Origin of the sequence: Erythrobacter sp. NFXS35 (genome assembly GCF_040148725.1) — a bacterium.
In the GTDB taxonomy this organism is placed as follows: domain Bacteria; phylum Pseudomonadota; class Alphaproteobacteria; order Sphingomonadales; family Sphingomonadaceae; genus Erythrobacter.
In genome coordinates this window covers 1,147,050-1,164,407 of the sequence record NZ_JAGDEB010000001.1, presented here as the reverse complement: position 1 = coordinate 1,164,407, position 17,358 = coordinate 1,147,050, and the positions used below count along the sequence as shown (strand labels likewise).

Annotated in this window: 15 protein-coding genes; 3 read left to right on the top strand and 12 right to left on the bottom strand. The window is 65.3% G+C overall.

All coding sequences use genetic code 11. From position 1 onward, the window contains the following. Positions 1-39: 39 nt before the first annotated feature. The 10 genes from J3454_RS05635 to J3454_RS05590 form a co-directional block, all read right to left on the bottom strand. Positions 40-270 (bottom strand): hypothetical protein, encoded by a 231-nt coding sequence (locus tag J3454_RS05635; protein ID WP_349512764.1) that lies wholly within the window; start codon positions 268-270, stop codon positions 40-42. Further along, positions 267-428: a cbb3-type cytochrome oxidase assembly protein CcoS gene (gene ccoS, locus J3454_RS05630; RefSeq protein ID WP_349512763.1), complete on the bottom strand. Its 162-nt coding sequence runs from the start codon at positions 426-428 to the stop codon at positions 267-269. Before ccoS ends, J3454_RS05635 begins: the two co-directional genes overlap by 4 nt. Then, positions 425-2,563: a heavy metal translocating P-type ATPase gene (locus tag J3454_RS05625; protein ID WP_349512762.1), complete on the bottom strand. Its 2,139-nt coding sequence runs from the start codon at positions 2,561-2,563 to the stop codon at positions 425-427. The genes ccoS and J3454_RS05625 overlap by 4 nt, the downstream gene beginning before the upstream one ends. After that, the gene (locus tag J3454_RS05620) at positions 2,560-3,015 is read right to left on the bottom strand and encodes a FixH family protein (RefSeq protein WP_349512761.1); all 456 of its coding nucleotides are present in this window, start codon (positions 3,013-3,015) and stop codon (positions 2,560-2,562) included. Before J3454_RS05620 ends, J3454_RS05625 begins: the two co-directional genes overlap by 4 nt. Beyond that, positions 3,015-4,562, bottom strand: coding sequence for a cytochrome c oxidase accessory protein CcoG (ccoG, locus tag J3454_RS05615; protein WP_349512760.1), 1,548 nt, complete (start codon positions 4,560-4,562; stop codon positions 3,015-3,017). The genes J3454_RS05620 and ccoG overlap by 1 nt, the downstream gene beginning before the upstream one ends. Then, complete coding sequence (gene ccoP, locus J3454_RS05610) at positions 4,555-5,484, bottom strand: cytochrome-c oxidase, cbb3-type subunit III (RefSeq protein WP_349512759.1); 930 nt, start codon at positions 5,482-5,484, stop codon at positions 4,555-4,557. Before ccoP ends, ccoG begins: the two co-directional genes overlap by 8 nt. Continuing rightward, positions 5,474-5,638 carry a cbb3-type cytochrome oxidase subunit 3 gene (locus tag J3454_RS05605; protein WP_349512758.1) on the bottom strand — a complete coding sequence of 55 codons (165 nt, stop codon included), beginning with the start codon at positions 5,636-5,638 and terminating at the stop codon, positions 5,474-5,476. The genes ccoP and J3454_RS05605 overlap by 11 nt, the downstream gene beginning before the upstream one ends. After that, positions 5,635-6,399, bottom strand: a complete 765-nt coding sequence (ccoO, locus tag J3454_RS05600) for a cytochrome-c oxidase, cbb3-type subunit II (protein ID WP_349512757.1) — start codon at positions 6,397-6,399, stop codon at positions 5,635-5,637. Before ccoO ends, J3454_RS05605 begins: the two co-directional genes overlap by 4 nt. Before the next feature lie 24 nt (positions 6,400-6,423). Beyond that, positions 6,424-8,091, bottom strand: coding sequence for a cytochrome-c oxidase, cbb3-type subunit I (gene ccoN / locus J3454_RS05595; protein WP_349512756.1), 1,668 nt, complete (start codon positions 8,089-8,091; stop codon positions 6,424-6,426). Between the two features lie 74 nt (positions 8,092-8,165). Beyond that, entirely contained in the window at positions 8,166-8,969 is an 804-nt protein-coding gene (locus tag J3454_RS05590; protein ID WP_349512755.1) for a Crp/Fnr family transcriptional regulator, read from the bottom strand. Positions 8,970-9,068: 99 nt separating this feature from the next. Here J3454_RS05590 and J3454_RS05585 point away from each other — a divergent pair, with 99 nt between their 5' ends. Beyond that, positions 9,069-9,749 (top strand): OmpW/AlkL family protein, encoded by a 681-nt coding sequence (locus J3454_RS05585; protein ID WP_349512754.1) that lies wholly within the window; start codon positions 9,069-9,071, stop codon positions 9,747-9,749. 68 nt (positions 9,750-9,817) lie between these two features. On the opposite strand, the gene J3454_RS05580 is transcribed toward J3454_RS05585, so the two are convergent. Continuing rightward, a complete protein-coding gene (locus J3454_RS05580; RefSeq protein ID WP_349512753.1) occupies positions 9,818-11,224 on the bottom strand; it encodes a DcaP family trimeric outer membrane transporter in 1,407 nt (468 codons plus the stop codon). Between the two features lie 148 nt (positions 11,225-11,372). Here J3454_RS05580 and acs point away from each other — a divergent pair, with 148 nt between their 5' ends. Both acs and J3454_RS05570 read left to right on the top strand, forming a co-directional pair. Then, a complete protein-coding gene (acs, locus tag J3454_RS05575) occupies positions 11,373-13,304 on the top strand; it encodes an acetate--CoA ligase (protein ID WP_349512752.1) in 1,932 nt (643 codons plus the stop codon). Positions 13,305-13,322: 18 nt separating this feature from the next. Beyond that, positions 13,323-13,961 carry a LuxR family transcriptional regulator gene (locus J3454_RS05570; protein ID WP_349512751.1) on the top strand — a complete coding sequence of 213 codons (639 nt, stop codon included), beginning with the start codon at positions 13,323-13,325 and terminating at the stop codon, positions 13,959-13,961. On the opposite strand, the gene J3454_RS05565 is transcribed toward J3454_RS05570, so the two are convergent. Next, complete coding sequence (locus tag J3454_RS05565) at positions 13,931-17,302, bottom strand: hybrid sensor histidine kinase/response regulator (RefSeq protein WP_349512750.1); 3,372 nt, start codon at positions 17,300-17,302, stop codon at positions 13,931-13,933. The genes J3454_RS05570 and J3454_RS05565 overlap by 31 nt on opposite strands. Between the last annotated feature and the right edge of the window lie 56 nt (positions 17,303-17,358).

The following is a 17,358-nucleotide window of genomic DNA, read 5'->3' as shown; positions in this document are numbered from 1 at the left end:
GCGTTAGCGAACCCTGCTACAAGGCGTCTTTGCGCGAGATCAAATGCCGCGCTTGGTGCGTTCGGGACGGTCTTTGTCGCGGCAGTTGCCGGCGTGGCAGGCTTTGGGGTGGCAGTCGCCCTTATCTGCGGGCGTGTCGCCGTCGCCGAGCGGGATCGTGATGGTTCCGCCGTTGCACAATGCGGCGGTGATCGCCCGGCTTTCGGCGGGAAGCGGGCCGATCAACACCGGCAACAGCGCTGCGAAAGCGAAAGGCAGGGCGGCGCTCATGCATCGTCCTCCAGCGGCTCGTCTTCTTCGATCAGGATGCGCGCGGCGGCGCCGTCCATGTCGTCATACTGCCCGTCGCGCATCGACCACAGGAAGGCGCCGAGGCCCAGCAGCCCCATGCCCAGCGCAATGGGGATGAGGAACACAAGCCCGGTCATTCTCTGGCGCTCGTCTTGGCGCTTCGGGCCAGCCGCAGCGAATTGGCGACCACCACCAGCGAACTGACCGACATCGCAATCGCGGCAATCAGCGGCGTGACCAGCCCGAACAGTGCCAGCGGCACGGCCAGCATGTTGTAGGCGATGGAGAAGCCGAAATTCTCGCGCACGATCCGCATCGTCCGCCGCGCGACCCGGATGGCGAGCGCGACCGGCATCAGCTTTTCGCCGATGAACACCGCGTCGGCGGCCTGTTGGCTGGCGTCGGACGCGGTGCCGGGCGCGATCGAGGCGTGCGCGGCGGCGAGCGCCGGACCATCGTTCAACCCGTCACCCACCATCAACGGGCGGCGGCCTTGGGCTTTCAGCGCTTCGAGCGCTGCGAGCTTCGCCTGCGGGCTGGCTTCGGCGGTTGCCTCCAGCCCCAGTGCGCGGGCCACCGCTTCGACCGGTGCGGCACGGTCGCCCGAAAGGATGCTGGCGCCCACCCCTTCGGCCTGCAATGCGGCGATGGTCGCAGCGGCATCACCGCGCAACGGGTCGGCGAAGGTGATGGTCTGGGTGCTCTCGCCGATCCGCAGGCACGCGGCGAGGGACTGGGCTGTGTCCTCGGGCCGTTCGAGCGCGACCTCCTGTCCGTGCCACTGACCGGTGAGGCCGGTGCCGCTGGTTTCGCGCACATTGTCGATGACGGCAGGCTCCACGCCCTCACGCAGCAACGCGGCGGCGAGACCCCGGCTGAGCGGATGTCGGCTCGCCTGCGCCAGCCCCAGCGCCACTGTGCGGGTCTCTGCATCCAGCGCGGCGATATCCGCGCGCGGCTCCCCCAGCGTCAGCGTGCCGGTCTTGTCGAGCAGCGCGATGTCGCATTCGGCGAGGCGTTCCAGCGCGCTCCCGTCCTTCACCAGCAAACCTCGCTTGAGCAACGCGCCCGAAGCCACCACCTGCGCAGCGGGGACGGCGAGCCCCATTGCGCAGGGGCAGGTGATGATCAGCACCGCAATTGCGATGGTGAGCGACTGGTGCCAGCCCGCGCCCGCGATCATCCAGCCGACGAAGGCCAGCAAGGCAAGGCTATGCACCACCGGCGCATAGAGGCGGCTGGCGCGGTCGGCGATTCGGACATAGTGGCTGCGCGATTGCCCGGCTTCGTCCATCAGCCGGGCGATTTCGGCGAGCGCGGTATCCTCGGCCACGCGGGTCAGGCGGATGCGCAGGGGGGCGCTGAGGTTGATCGCACCGGCATGCACCACCGCCCCCGGCCCCACCGGTTCAGGCGCGCTTTCGCCGGTCAGCATCGCATTGTCGATGGCGCTGGTGCCTTCGGTCACTTCGCCATCGGCAGCCATCGCTTCTCCGGCGGCGACCAGCACCAGCATCCCTGGTTCCAGGTCTGCGGCGGCCACGCGGCGGGTGCTGCCGTCCGGACTGATCACGCTGGCGCTTTTACCCATCCGCCCCAGCAGCGCGCCGATGCCTGCGCGCGTGCGGGTGCGCATCTCGGCATCCAGCGCGCGCCCGGCGAGCAGGAAGAACAACAGCATCACCGCGCTTTCGAAATAGGCGTGGCCGCCGCCGGTGATCGTCTCGTAGAGGCTCAGCGCGGTGGCAAGGATCACGCCGATCGAGATCGGCACGTCCATGTTGGTGCGCCGGTGGCTCAGCGCCATCCATGCGCTCGCGAAGAACGGGCGGCCCGAATAGGCGATCACCGGCATGGCGATCAGCGCGGAAAGCCAGTGGAACAGATCGCGGGTCGGCCCATCCGCGCCCGACCAGATGCTGACCGACAGCAACATCACGTTCATCATCCCGAAGCCCGCCACGCCCAATGCGCGCATCAGGCTTTTGCGTTCCTCGGTTTCGACCCCGAGCGGGTTGTCGGCTAGCCGCTGTGCCTCGAACCCGAGATCGCGCAGGGCTTGGGTCAAGCGGTCTTCATCGATCGCCGGATCGTGCCGGATCGCCACCCGCTTGGCGGAGAAATTGGCGCGTGCGGCGATGATGCCGGGGGTCTTGGGCAATTCGCGTTCGATCTTGCCGATACAGCCTGCACACCGCATCCCCGGCACCGTGAACCGCGTCGAGACAAGCTCGGCTTCGTCGCCGTTGAAGATAGAGGCAGGGGCGTTCACTTGAGTTCGCTTTCCCCGGCCCAATCCTGGCCTGCAGCGGCAATCGCCAGCCGCATCGTCCAGCGCCCATGCGCGACAGCCTCGTTCGAGAGCCACCGGCCTTCGCCGTCGTGGGCGAAGGTGAGGCTGGCAAAGTCTTTCGCGCCGATCGGGCGGCGCAGGTCTGCAGTGACGGTCGCACCCGTCGGGACACCCGCAGTGGACAGCACCACCCGTCCGTCGGTGCGGCGTTCGGGCCGCACTTCCCAGCCCAAGGCGCGGGACTCCTCCGCCTTGTCCAGCCAGCCGTTGAACTTCTGGCTGGCGACATAGGAATTCGCCACCACGACCCCGTGAAAGCCGCTGACGGCAAAGCTGGCCATCACAAGATTGACGGCGATCACGATGCCGAAGCCGGCGACGAACACCATCGCCATGTGCTTCCCGGTGAATTCCTTGCGCTTGGTGGCCATCATTCGTTCCCCGGCATGGCAAAGGTGGTTGCAGCGATATCCTGTTCGCGCTGCTCGTCGAGCGAGGTCAGGCGGAAGCTGAAGACATCTGCCCGCTCGCCCGGCGGCAGCATGACATAGGCACGCACCACCTTCGTTTCGTTGGCGGGAACGGCGATGACCTGCACGGGAGCGGCATTTTCGAGACTGACCGCCTCTGTCCACATCACCGCGCCATCGGGCAGGCCGGTCAGCGCCACTTCCATGTCGCGCGGGCGGGCCTCCATGTTGCGCAGGCGCAAGGTGTAGGCGTTGCGCACGGAGCCGTCCTTGAGCAGCATGAAAGGCGGGTTGCGATCGGGCGAGACGGTGAGATCGGTGTGCGTGCGGGTGCCGAGCGCGAACAGCATCGCCGCCCCAATGGCGCCCCAAACGCCGAAATAGATGAATGTGCGCGGGCGCAGCAGGGCCTTCCACGCCGGCGTCGGCGGCGCGCCTGCGGCTTCCGCCTCGCATTGTTCGAGCGTCGCGTAATCGATCAGCCCGCGCGGGCGGCCGACCTCCGCCATCACCTTGTCGCAGGCGTCGATGCATAGCCCGCAGGTGATGCAGCCGATCTGCTGGCCTTCGCGGATGTCGATCCCGGTCGGGCACACTGCGACGCATTGCAGGCAATCGATGCAGTCGCCGTATTGATCGGGTTCCTTGGCCGCTTTCTTCAGGCTGCCGCGCTGTTCGCCGCGCCAGTCTTTGTAGGTGACGATCAGCGATTTTTCGTCGAGCATCGCGGTCTGGATGCGCGGCCATGGGCACATGTAGATGCACACCTGTTCGCGCATGAACCCGCCAAGCCAGAACGTGGTGAAGGTGAGGATGCCCACGGTCGCATAGGCGACCAGCGCCGCCTCCCCTGTGAAGAACTCGCGCGTGAGCGTCGGCGCGTCGGCGAAATACAGGATCCACGCCCCGCCGGTGAGCAGGCTGATGACGAGGTAAATAGCCCATTTGCCGCTGCGCCGCGCGATCTTGGCCGGGCCCCAGGGTGCCTTGTCCAGCCGGATGCGGGCATTGCGATCCCCGTCGATGAAGCGGTCGACGTGCTGGAACAGATCGGTCCACACCGTTTGCGGGCAGGCATAGCCGCACCAAGCCCGGCCCACCGCGCTGGTGACCAGAAACAGGCCGAGCCCGGCCATGATGAGCATCCCGGCGACGAAGTAGAATTCGTGCGGCCAGATCTCGATATCGAACATGTAGAAGCGGCGATGCGCGAGGTCGATCAGCACCGCCTGATCGGGCGCGTACGGCCCGCGATCCCAGCGGATCCACGGGGTGATGTAGTAAATCGCCAGCGTGACTAGCATCAGCAGCCACTTGAACCGCCGGAACGGGCCGTCGATCCGCTTGTTGTGGACGGTCTTGCCCTTTTCGTAGAGGTCGCTGCCCAGAAAGCCGTGGCCTGCATCGGCAGCATCGGCTTCCGGCGCGGAGGACCCGAGCGCACTGGCCCAGTCGCGGGGCTTGCCCGCGCCAGACACGCGGCGCTCGAGTTCCGTGTTATCAGCCATCGGTTTCGGCCTTTGGTCCTTGGGCAATGTCGGTTTCGGCTGCGACCTCGTCCTGCGCCGGGGCTGCCTGCTGGCCGCCGCCGCGCGAATGCACGTAAGCGCTGAGCATCTTGATCGTCACCGGATCGAGCCGGTCCTTCCACGCGGGCATCACGCCGTGACGTGGAGCGAGGATCTGCTTCTTCACCTCTGCCTCGGTTCCGCCGAACAGCCAGATCGCATCGTTGAGCGCAGGCGCACCCATGTCCGGCATCCCGCCGCCCGCAGGGCCGTGGCACGCGGCGCAGTTTTCCGCGAACAGGGTTGCACCCGCTGCACTGGATTTGCCCTTGCCCGACAACGAGAGGACATGGCCGGCCAGCGCATCGACTTGGCCAGCGTCGAACAGGCCATCGAAGGCGGGCATGTAGTTGATCCGGGTCTCGTCGGCACCTTCCCAGCGGATGCCGTGGGTGATCGAATACTGGATTTCGGTCAGTGTGCCGCCCCAGATCCAGTCGTCGTCATTGAGGTTGGGATAGCCCGCAGAGCCTGCCGCGCCTGCGCCATGGCACTGGACGCAATTGACCTTGAACGCTGCCGCGCCGCCCGAAATCGCCTGCCCCATGAGTTCGGGCGAGGCGACGAGTTTCTCGATATCGGTCGCCGCGATCTGCTCGAACACGCCCTGACGGGCGAGGTCGGCAGCGCTCATCTCCTTGGCGAGATCCCCGCGGCTCGACCAGCCGAGCGTGCCTGCGGTCGCCTTGTCGATCAGCGGCCAGGCCGGATAGAGCACGACATACACCGCCGCCCAAATGATCGTGGCGTAGAAGGTATACAGCCACCAGCGCGGCAGCGGGGTGTTGAGCTCCTCGATGCCGTCCCATTCATGGCCGACGGTTTCGGTGCCGGTGGGTTGGTCGATGCGCTTATTGACCATGTTCGTCATCCTTGAAAATCGAGTGCTTGGCCGTTTCCACGTGACTCTTCGCGCCGGGGCGGAAGTGCCACAGGCACAGCGTCAGATAGAGCGCGAAGATCATCGCCAGCCCGTAGCTATCGGCGAAGTGGCGCAGGATTTCGTACAGGCTCACCGTCCCTTCTCCTCGGCCAGAGCTTCCTGCGCGGCGGCGCTGTTCACGTCGACCAGCGTGCCGAGCATCTGGAGATAGGCCACCAGCGCATCCATCTCGGTCACGCGGGTCGGATCGCCGTCATAATCGCGGATTTGCGCCTTCGGGTATCGCTCTGCGAGGTCGCCCGCCTCGCGGTTGGGATCGGCCTGTGCCATGAGGTCGGCGGATGCCTGTTCGATGTCGGTATCGCTGTAGGGCACGCCCACGCGCCGCAGCGCGGCAAGGTTGGCGGACGGATCGGGCACATCCAGCCGCGTTTCGGCAAGGAAGCTGTAATTGGGCATGATGCTTTCCGGCACGACGCTGCGCGGTGCCTTCAAGTGCTGGACGTGCCATTCGTCCGAATAGCGCCCGCCCACGCGCGCCAGGTCCGGCCCGGTGCGCTTGGACCCCCACTGGAACGGGTGATCGTACATTGATTCCGCAGCGAGGCTGTAGTGGCCATAGCGTTCGACCTCGTCCCGGAACGGACGGATCATCTGGCTGTGGCAGGTATAGCAGCCTTCGCGGATGTAGATGTCCCGGCCCGCCTGTTCGAGCGGGGTGTAGGGGCGCATCCCCTCCACCTTTTCGATGGTGTTGTCGATCCAGAACAGGGGGGCGATTTCCACCACCCCGCCGATTGCCACCGTGACGAAAGTCGCCGCGGCCAGCAGGGTGACGTTCTTCTCCAGCTTCTTGTGGCCTTCAAACACGTCTTTGCGATTTTTGTCGGTCATTGTTCGCGTTCCTTCTCGCCTGCCTTATTCGGCCGGCTGAGCCTGCGGTTCGGGGATGATCGGGCGGTCGGCGGCCTCGTCATGCGCGGTGTCGCCCATCGGAGCCTCATCGCGCAGCTTGCCCGCGATGGTCATCCAGATGTTGTAGGCCATGATGACAGCCCCAGCGAGGTACATCAGCCCGCCCACGGCCCGCGCGACATACATCAGGTGCAGCGCCGAGACGGTGTCGACAAAGCTGTTCACCAGGTAGCCGTCAGATCCGTATTCGCGCCACATCAGGCCCTGCGTGATCCCGGCGACCCACATGCTGGAGGCGTAGAAAACGATCCCCAGCGTCGCGAGCCAGAAGTGCCAGTTGATCATCCGCAGGCTATACAGCCGCTGCTTCTGCCACAGGCGCGGCACGAGGAAGTAGACGCAGGCGAAGGTGATCATCCCGTTCCATCCCAGCGCGCCGGAATGGACGTGGCCGATAGTCCAGTCGGTATAGTGCGACAGGCTGTTCACCGCCTTGATCGACAGCATCGGGCCTTCGAAGGTGCTCATCCCGTAGAAGGCGAGCGCCAGCACCATCATGCGGATGATCGGATCGGTGCGAACCTTGTCCCATGCGCCGTTCAGCGTCATCAGACCGTTGATCATCCCGCCCCAGCTGGGCATCCACAGCATGATCGAAAACACCATACCCAGCGTCTGCGCCCAATCGGGCAGCGCGGTGTAGTGCAGGTGGTGCGGACCGGCCCAGATATACAGGAAGATCAGCGACCAGAAGTGGATGATCGACAGGCGGTAGGAATAGACCGGCCGCCCGGCCTGCTTGGGCACGAAGTAATACATCATCGCCAGGAAGCCTGCGGTGAGGAAGAACCCGACCGCGTTGTGGCCGTACCACCACTGGGTCAGCGCATCCTGCACGCCTGCAAAGGCGCTGTAGCTTTTCGATCCGAGGAAGCTGACCGGGATCGCCAGATTGTTGACCACGTGCAGCATCGCGATGGTCACGATGAAGGCGAGATAGAACCAGTTGGCGACATAGATATGCGGTTCATGACGGCGCAGCAGCGTGCCGACGAACACCGCGAGATAGGCCAGCCAGACGATGGTCAGCCACAGATCGACATACCATTCCGGCTCGGCATATTCCTTCGACTGGGTGATGCCGAGCAGGTAGCCGGTGGCCGCCAGCACGATGAACAGCTGATACCCCCAGAACACGAACCGGGCCAGCTGCGGAAAGGCCAGCGTGGTGCGGCAGGTGCGCTGCACGACGTAGAAACTCGTCGCGATCAGCGCGTTGCCGCCGAAGGCGAAAATCACCGCCGAGGTGTGCAGCGGGCGCACTCTGCCGAAATTGAGATAGGGTTCAAGGTTGAGAGCGGGGAAGGCGAGCTGCGCCGCGATGAACACGCCCGCCAGCAGGCCTGCCAGGCCCCAGAACATGGTGGCGATCACGCCCCAGCGGATCACGTCGTCATCATAACGCGACGGGCCGGGAGGCATCTTGAAGATGCTCTGCGCGTGCGCCAGCGGATCATAGCTGCCCAGCGTGGCGATGGTCAGGATCACCGCAACCAGCGCGACGATGCCCATGTGAATTGCGAACCCGCTGTCCGGGGTCAGCGCAATAGCGATTATGGCTGAAAGCAGGACGAACGCCCAGACCCCCAGCCGCCGAACGACTGCTTCCATGTTGATGTATTCCTTCCGTCGGCCCGCTTTACCGCGCCTCTGCAATCTGTGTGGTTGATCCAGATCAAATTTGATTAATTATCGGGAGCATTGCCTGTCTGCTGAGCCTGCCGTCCGGCAACCCTTGCGAGCGCGGAGACATCGGAAAGGCAGACCTTTGACCGGCCTTCGGTTTCGACCAGACCGGCTTCGCGTAGTTCCGTGAGCTGGCGGCTGACCGTTTCGATGGTGAGGCCGAGGCTGTCGCCTATATCGCGGCGGCTCATTGGCAGGGCGAAGGCGCAACGTCCCGCTGTGCAATCGGCCAGCCGCTCGGCCATCGAGACCAGAAAATCGGCAATCCGCTGCTGCGCGGATTTGTGCCCCATCTGCATCATCCGGGTGCGGCTGCGGTGGAGCGCCTGCAGGCTGCGCGCGAGCACCGAACGCAAGACGGCCGGATCGCCTTGGGCGATGTCGAGGAAGCGTTCCGCCGGGAACACCGCGATATCGCAATCGGTCAGCGCCACCAGGCGGAAATCGCCCCACGAATTGCTGGCGCACTGGCGCAGCACGGAAATCATGTCTTCGGCGAAATGGAACGCCAGAACCTGATTGACAGGTGAGCCGGTGACCGGCTGGGCCACCAGCTTGGCGGCGCCTGCGGCGATATAGACCAGCCGGTCCTCGCGCGGATCGGGCGCGAGCTGCTCACCCTTGGCAAGCTGCAGGCAATAGCCGATTTCGCACAGCCGATCGGCGGTCGCTGCCGCGCCGGATCCGATGGGCAATGCGTCACGGAAAGCTTCCATGCTGCCATGCCCGAAATTGGTGCTGATTGTCGCCATGATGGTGCGGCAATGAACGAACGCGATCCAATGGTCTTTGATCGGGATCAATGAGCCCGCGCCACATCCGGGGCTAACGGGCGATCACAGGCAGCAACAATCCTGGGCCGCGCAAGGCGGCCACTGCTGCCGTTGAAGGACGCAATCACAATGAAGACTTTTCTGATGCTTGGCGGTGCAGCTCTGGCGCTGGCCGCGGCTCCGGCGATGGCCCAGAACGATACCGACCGTGCAGGCGACATCCAGTTCAAGGTGCTTGGTACTGCGGTTCTGCCGGACGGGAAGATCACTGCGGTCAATGTCGATATCGTCGGCCTTCCGGCGAATACGCAAACCAAGGCGAGCGACAATTATGTGCCGACCGTCGCGGTGGAATATTTCCTCACCGACAATGTCTCGATCGAGACGATTGCGGGCACGACCCAGCACGATGTCGATGCCACTGCCGGTCTGCCTGTGGGTGCAGAACTGGTCTCGGACGCGTTGCTGTTGCCTGCGACAGTCACCGCCAAGTATCACTTCGATCTGGGCGGGGTGAAGCCCTATGTCGGCGGCGGCGTCGCCTATTTCATCTGGCTCAGCGACCAGCCGGGGGCGGCCACGATCCCGCTGGGCGTCACCGATACCGACCTGTCGGACGAATTCGGCTTTGCACTACAGGCGGGGTTCGACGTGCCGCTGGGCGATAAGGGCCTGGGCCTGACCTTCGATGCCAAGCGCTATTTCATCGATACCACCGCACGCTGGTTTGCCGGCAATACGCTGGCGATCGAGACCGAGCACAAGCTCGATCCGTGGGTCATCAGCGCGGGCGTGGCCTACCGTTTCTGATCCTCTACCGATACCAATTTGGCAATGATTCAAGTAAAACGTTGCCAAATTGGTTCGTGTGATCGGGGTTAGAAATTGTAGCGGGTGGACAGCATCAACCGCCTGAGATCGCCCGACCGGCCATCCTCCAGCGCGCGGTTCGCATACATCAGCTCGATCCCGATATCGAGCGGATCGACCGGGGTCCAGATCAGGTTCGCCAGCGCGTTCCAGCTTTCGTCGGTCACCTGATTGGTGGTCAGTAATACCGGGTTGTCAGCCTTGAAATAAGCGCCCGAAACGACCGAGCGCAGGCGCGGACCCCACCAGTGCTGGTAGGCGGCAAAGCCCGAATAGGTGAAGATCGGATCGAGATTGCCGGCCGCATCCACGGCCGCATCATTGACGATATTGACCCCGATATAACGCCCCAGCCCGTCGCCCGCAGTCGCCATGAAGCGGATGTCGTCGCGCGCCCCCACCTTGACCTTGCCCGACAGGCTGAGGCCGTAGCCGAGCGCATCGTCAGCTTGGCCGAAATCGTCGTCCGACATCGTCAGCTTGCGCCCGATCGCGGCGGCCGTCAGCGTGCCCCAGTCGCGCTTGTGATCGTACCGCACGACGAGATCGGGGATGGTATCGTCACCGGTAATCACCCGCCCGCCGGTGAGGGACGTCACCACGGTTTCGGACTGTTCGGCGGCGATCTGCCAGCCGTTCTTGCTCCACCGCACCATCGGCTGGCGCGCGAACACAGTGCCCGGCGTCGGGCCGATGAAATCGAGGCTGTCGGGCAACGCGCCGACATTCTGGAAGGTCGACCACGCCTGCCCGAACAGCCAATTGTCATAGGTGATGAACGCTTGCCGCATCCGCGGGACATAGGAATTGCTGACCCGCTCGTCCCCGCCTTCGGTGACCATGAAATCCAGCTCGATATGCGAATTGAGCTTGTGTTCGGCCCCCACATCGGTCGCGGTTTTCAGGATGAACCGCGTCTGCCTCGCACTGAAATCCGTGTCGTATCCCGATGCCTCGCCGCCGACCGGAATCAGACCGGGTATCAGGAAGTCGCGCAGCAGGCTGCCGCTTTGCAATTGCCCGCCGCTGGTGCGTTGCGCGATGGCATCCACCTTGACGTATCCGGCATAGGCTACCGTGGTCTTGCCGACGCGAAAGCCCTTGTCTTCCTGCAATTTGGGCGCGGCGACCTGCTCTGCGAGTTCAGCCTGCCGGTCTTGAAGATCGCGGGTGGCGGCAAGCAGCGCGGCGCTTTGTTCGCGCATGGCATCCTGCTGGGTGCGCATGGCATTGTCCTGTGCGGCGTGATCACCGGTTTCCGCATCGAGCCGCGAAATCAGCCCTTCGACCAGCGCCTCCAACCGGTCGAGCCGCTGATCGACGCTTTGATCCTGCGCCAGCACCGGCGTCGCCGTCAGCATGCTCGCGCCAAGCAGCGCGAAACGCAAGCCGCGGCGCGCATCAAGGTGAACCATGGAACCCTCCCATCCTTTATTATCGTCAGCAAGGATGGGCGGATCGGTGCGAGGCGCACAGTTAGCGGATGGTCGTAAGACCTTTGTCTGAGGGCGCGCGGCGTGTAGCCTGATGTAAAAGGCGGCCAAGAGATAAGGGAGAGTCGAGATGATCCACGCTGTCGAGCGGCCCCAACCCCGCACCCCTACCCACTGCACGCCCGATCAATATGCCGAGATGTATCGCCGTTCGGTCGAGGCACCCGACGCGTTCTGGCTGGAACAGGCGCAGCGGATCGATTGGATGCGCGCGCCGACCAAGGGCGGGGAATGGGCCTATGATCCGGTCGGGATCACGTGGTTCGAGGATGGCACGCTCAACCTGTGCCACAACGCGGTCGACCGGCACCTGCCTGAACTTGCCGATACCACCGCGCTGATTTTCGAACCCGACGATCCCGCCAGCGAAACCCGGAAACTGACCTATGGCGAACTCCACTGCGAGGTGGTGCGGATGGCCAATGCGTTGAAATCGCTCGGCGTCAGGAAGGGTGACCGGGTGACAATCTACATGCCGATGATCGTCGAAGGCGTCACCGCCATGCTCGCCTGCGCGCGGCTGGGCGCGGTGCATTCGGTGGTGTTCGGCGGCTTTTCTCCCGAGGCGCTGGCCGGACGGATCGAGGATTGCGGCAGCCGCTTTGTCATCACCGCCGACGAGGGCCTGCGCGGCGGCAAGCGCGTGCCGCTCAAAGCCAATGTCGATGCCGCACTGGCCGAGCCCGATCACGACACCCCGATCGACGGGATGCTGGTCGTCCGCCACACCGGCGGCGCGGTGGCGATGACCGACGGGCGCGATCACTGGCTGGATGATCTCGCCAGCGATACGGCATGCCCCTGCGAGGAAATGGCGGCGGAAGACCCGCTGTTCATCCTCTATACCTCGGGCTCCACCGGCAAGCCCAAGGGCGTGCTCCACACCGCCGGCGGTTACGGCGTGTGGACGGCGAGCACATTTCACTACATCTTCGATTACCAGCCGGGCGAGGTGTTCTGGTGCACTGCCGATATCGGCTGGGTCACCGGGCACAGCTACATCGTCTACGGGCCGCTGATCAACGGGGCGACCGAAGTCATCTTCGAAGGCGTTCCGAGCTTCCCCGATCACGGGCGGTTCTGGGATGTGGTCGACAAGCATCAGGTGAACATCCTCTACACCGCGCCCACCGCAATCCGCGCGCTGATGCGCGAGGGGGACGATTACGTCACCAGCCGCAGCCGGGATTCGCTGCGCCTGCTCGGCAGCGTCGGCGAGCCGATCAATCCCGAGGCCTGGCGCTGGTATTTCAATGTGGTCGGCGAAGGCCGCTGCCCGATCATCGACACCTGGTGGCAGACCGAAACCGGCGGGACGATGATAACTACGCTGCCGGGTGCGCATGACATGAAGCCGGGCAGCGCGGGCCTGCCGTTTTTCGGCATCCAGCCGCAACTGGTCGACAATGAAGGCGGCGTGATGAACGGCGCGGCGGAGGGCAACCTGTGCATCACCCACAGCTGGCCGGGTCAGGCGCGCACCGTCTACGGCGACCATGACCGCTTCGTGCAGACCTATTTCAGCACCTATGCGGGCAAGTACTTCACCGGCGACGGGTGCAAGCGCGACGAGGACGGATATTACTGGATCACGGGCCGCGTGGACGATGTCATCAACGTCTCGGGCCACCGGATGGGCACCGCCGAGGTGGAAAGCGCGCTGGTGCTTCACCCCAAGGTGGCAGAAGCCGCGGTGGTCGGATACCCCCATGATATCAAGGGGCAGGGCATCTATTGCTACGTCACGCTCAACGCGGGCGAGGAGGGCGACGATGCCCTGCTGGCCGAATTGCGCCAGTGGGTGCGCAAGGAAATCGGCCCGATCGCGACGCCTGATATCATCCACTTCACCGATGGCTTGCCCAAGACCCGCTCTGGCAAGATCATGCGCCGCATCCTGCGCAAGATCGCCGAGAACGAATTCGGCGCGCTGGGCGATACCTCGACGCTGGCCGATCCTTCGCTGGTCGAACGGCTGGTCGAAGGGCGCCAAAATCGATGAACAGGTACCGCTGACGCCGTGCCGGGGCGCATTATCATCGCCGACGATCACCCGCTGTTCCGCAGCGCGCTGGCGCACGCGGTGGGCAAGGTCTGGCCCGGTGCGAATATCATCGAGGCCAGCTCCGCTGCCGAGGCGCGCGCGGCGCTGGCTGCGGGTGCGGCAGAAGCCCTGCTGCTCGATCTGCACATGGCGGACTCCTCCGGTCTCAGCGTGCTGATGGACTTGCGGCAGGATTACCCGGCGCTGCCTGTCGTGATCGTTTCCGCCAGCGAGGAGGCCCGCGTTTCTGCGGCAGCGGCGCAGCTGGGCGCGGCGGGGTTCATCCCCAAATCATCCAGCCTCGATGCGATGCGTGAAGCGCTCGGCGCGGTGCGCGACGGCGACGGCTCGTTCCCCGATGGCGAGCCGCAGGACGACGACGATCTGGCGCGCATCGCCAGCCTCACCCCGGCCCAACGGCGCATTCTGGCGGCGATCCGGCAGGGGTTGCTGAACAAGCAGATCGCCTATGAACTCACCATCAGCGAAGCGACGGTGAAGGCGCACATCACCGCGATCCTGCGCAAGCTGGGGGTCAACAGCCGCACGCAGGCGGTGCTTCTGGCCGCCAAGCTCGACGTCGATCAGCCCGCGACCGGTTCCGCCATGGCCTGACCGCCCGCCGTACGACTCTGCGTCAGACAGGTGGTTATCAACGCGCGCAAGGCGGCAGGGGGCGATGGCTTTAGCAGCCGGGTTGCGCCCATGCGGGCCGCAGCCGCTTCGGTCTCGTCGGAAGCCTCGGCCGTCAGCAGGATCGCCGGCGGGCGCGTGCCCCATGCCTCGCAGAGCGTCGCATAGGTGGCATCGCCGCGCTCTGCCCCGTCGAGCCGGTAGTCCATGATCGCAATGTCCGGCGCCCGGCGCATCGCCGTTGCCGCGTCCACGCCGTTCGCCGCGCAGGTGACGGTCAGCCCCCATTTCCCCAGCAGAGCTGCCGTCGCCGCCAGCGCCGAGGAATCATTATCGACCACCAGCGCGCTTGCTGCAGGCAGCCGCCCCGGTGTTCGCCGGGGTGCCGCCGCCCGAACCGGCAGCGCCTCGCGCCGCAGCACCGGCATGGCAAAGGCAAAGCGGCTGCCGCGCCCGACCTGCGATGCTGTCTCGATGTCGATCCCCAGCAGCCGCGCTGCCCGCCGGACGATTGCAAGCCCCAGGCCCAGCCCTTCGCGGTCGGTCGAAACGCCGCGCTCGAATTCGCTGAAGATGCGCTCGATATCGCCGGGCGCAATTCCGCGCCCGCTATCGTGAATGCAGATCTGCGCGTCATCGCCCCGCCGTCGCACCCCGATCAGAACGCCGCCCCTTGCGGTATAGCGCACCGCATTGCTGACGAGATTGCGCAAGACGCTGGTCAGCAATGCGCGATCGGCCATTACCCATGCGGTTGTCCGCACCCGGCGCAGCCGCAATCCCTTGGCCTGCGCCTGCAATGCGAATTCGCGCGCCACATCCTCGAACACCTGATCCAGCGCGACCGGCTCGGCATTGGCGATCACCCCGCCGCTATCCAGCTTGGAGATGTCGAGCAGCGCGCGGATCAGCCGGTCTGCCGAGGTAATCGAGCCATCCAGATCGGCCACCAAACGCTCCAGCGCAGGCCGCCCCGCGACTTCCTCTCCCAAGGCCGAGGCGAACAGGCGTGCGGCGTTGAGCGGCTGGATCAGGTCATGGCTGGCTGCGGCCAGAAACCGGGTTTTCGACCGGGTCGCCTGCGCCAATGCCTCGTTGGCGGCGCTCAATTGCCGGGTGCGTGTCGCGACCTTTTCCTCCAGCGCCTGTTCGGCGCGGCGGTCTGCGGTGATATCGGTATAGGAGGTGGTATAGCCGCCGCCGGGCGTGGGCGCACCGACGATCCGCAGCACCCGGCCGTCATGCTGTTCGCGCTCGATCCGGTGTTCGCGCCCGGCGCGCATATGATCGAGCCGCCGGGCGACCTGTTCGGCAATCTCGGCTTCGGGCAAGTGGCTGCGTTCCAGATTGAAGCGGATCAGATCGGCAATCGGCGTGCCCACGCTGACCAGCGCATTGGGCAAGTCGAAAATCTGCTGATAGCGGCTGTTCCACGCCACCAGCCGCATGTCGCCGTCCACCAGCGCCACGCCCTGATCGATGCTTTCGATCGCGGTCTGGAGCAGGTCGCCGCTGAAGGTCAGGCGGCGGTGGGTCTCGTCGAACATCGCGACCACTTCGGGCAAGGGGATCGGGTCGCCGCCCGCCCATGATCCCACCAGCATCCGCGCCGACGATGTGCCGATGACGCCTGCAATCACCCGCTCGGCCAGTTCCAGCACCTTGGCTTCCGCAGGATCGCCATTGCGCAGCGGCACGGCGACAAGCGCTGCATCGGCGCGTTCCCGCCCGACGAACTGCGTCAGCAACGCCCGCACATCGCCCACCCGCTTGGCTGTGGCGCGGCGCGGCAAATCGCCAGGCATCGGTGTGCCGACGAAGGCCGCCGCCTGCGCCTGATCGAGCAGTGAAGGACGGGCGAGGGCGGAGCCGAACCAATACAGCAGCACGTTGATGCCAAGGCTCAACACCACGCCCGATACCAGCGGATCGGGATGAATGCTCAGCAGCGGCGCAGTGCCGCTTGCCGCGGGCCAGATCAGTAGCGCCAGCCACAACGCAAAGCCCACCAAAAGCCCCGACAGCATCCCTGCGCGGTTGCCGTGCTGGCTGACCATCCCCAGCACCAGCCCCGGCGCGAATTGCGCCGCCGCCGCGAAGGCCAGAGTGCCAAGGCCCGCCAGATCGGTGATCCCGGCAAAGCCGCGATAGAACGCATAGGCCGCCAGCAGCAGGCCCGCGATCACCAGCCGCCGGATCAGCAGCAGCCGCGCCGCGATCTTGCCCCTGTCGCCGCGCCCCGCCAGCGCGCGGCGCAGCAGCAGCGGGGCGATCAGGTCATTGGTGATCATGATCGACAGCGCCACGCTGGCCACAACGATCATCCCGGCAGAGGCCGAAAAGCCGCCAAGGAACACCAGCACCGCCAGCGCCGTATTATCGGTCGCCAGCGGCAGCGCGAGCACGATGGTATCGGGATCGGTGCCCGCCGGCAGCACCGCCAGCCCCGCCAGCACCACCGGCACGATCACCAGCGCCGTCAGCGTCAGATAGGCCGGGAACACCCATTGCATCGCCGGGGTGGCGCGGTCGCCGGGGGCTTCGATAAAGCTCATGTGGAACTGGCGCGGCAGGCACAGCGCGGCAGCGGCGGCGATCAGGGTGAGGACGGCAAAGCGCGCATCCAACTGGTCTGCGGCGAACAGGGCGGGGGCAGGCGATGCGGCAGGCGCTTCCGCCCCGCTCAGCAGCAGCCACAGCGCCAGTCCGGCGACCGCCAGCAACGCGGCCAGCTTGACCATTGCCTCCACCGCAATCGTCAGCACCAGACCGGTATTGTCGCCTGCCCGATCAGCCCGGCGCGAGCCGAACAAAATTGCGAACAGGCCCATCAGCGCGGCCACCAGCAGCACCAGTTCATCCGCCGCGACCTGCACGCGCAAGGTGGGGTCGAGCGTCAGCAAGGCGCTGCCGACCGATTCCAGCTGCAACGCCATGTAGGGCAGCGTGCCGAGGGTGGCGATCACCGTCACCAGCGCCGCGATACTGGCGCTTTTGCCGTATCGCGCCGACAGGAAATCCGCGATCGAGGTCGAATGTTGCGCCTGCGCCTGCGCGAGAATCTTGCGCACCAGCCCGAACCCGAGCGTGAACATCAGGATCGGCCCGAGATAGATCGGCAGGTAATCCCAGCCCGCCGTCGCCGCCGTGCCGACCCCGCCGAAGAACGTCCAGCTGGTGCAGTACACCGCGAGGCTGAGGCCGTAGACGGTACCCGCATGGCGCTGCAACGCAGGGCTTTGCGTCCGGTCGCGCCATGCGGCCAGCCAGAACAACCCGCCCAGGTACACAATGGCCGCAGCAATCGCGGCTCCCAGCATCATGATCCGGCCCTCTCTCTCGCGCGAAAAGCTACTCTATTCATGCAAATCCGCAAGCT

Excerpts from the sequence above, each read along its gene's own strand:
- J3454_RS05635 (WP_349512764.1), bottom strand. The coding sequence starts at position 270 with ATGAGCGCCGCCCTGCCTTTCGCTTTCGCAGCGCTGTTGCCGGTGTTG.
- ccoS (WP_349512763.1), bottom strand. The coding sequence starts at position 428 with ATGACCGGGCTTGTGTTCCTCATCCCCATTGCGCTGGGCATGGGGCTG.
- J3454_RS05620 (WP_349512761.1), bottom strand. The coding sequence starts at position 3,015 with ATGGCCACCAAGCGCAAGGAATTCACCGGGAAGCACATGGCGATGGTG.
- ccoG (WP_349512760.1), bottom strand. The coding sequence starts at position 4,562 with ATGGCTGATAACACGGAACTCGAGCGCCGCGTGTCTGGCGCGGGCAAG.
- ccoP (WP_349512759.1), bottom strand. The coding sequence starts at position 5,484 with ATGGTCAATAAGCGCATCGACCAACCCACCGGCACCGAAACCGTCGGC.
- ccoO (WP_349512757.1), bottom strand. The coding sequence starts at position 6,399 with ATGACCGACAAAAATCGCAAAGACGTGTTTGAAGGCCACAAGAAGCTG.
- ccoN (WP_349512756.1), bottom strand. The coding sequence starts at position 8,091 with ATGGAAGCAGTCGTTCGGCGGCTGGGGGTCTGGGCGTTCGTCCTGCTT.
- J3454_RS05585 (WP_349512754.1), top strand. The coding sequence starts at position 9,069 with ATGAAGACTTTTCTGATGCTTGGCGGTGCAGCTCTGGCGCTGGCCGCG.
- J3454_RS05580 (WP_349512753.1), bottom strand. The coding sequence starts at position 11,224 with ATGGTTCACCTTGATGCGCGCCGCGGCTTGCGTTTCGCGCTGCTTGGC.
- acs (WP_349512752.1), top strand. The coding sequence starts at position 11,373 with ATGATCCACGCTGTCGAGCGGCCCCAACCCCGCACCCCTACCCACTGC.
- J3454_RS05565 (WP_349512750.1), bottom strand. The coding sequence starts at position 17,302 with ATGATGCTGGGAGCCGCGATTGCTGCGGCCATTGTGTACCTGGGCGGG.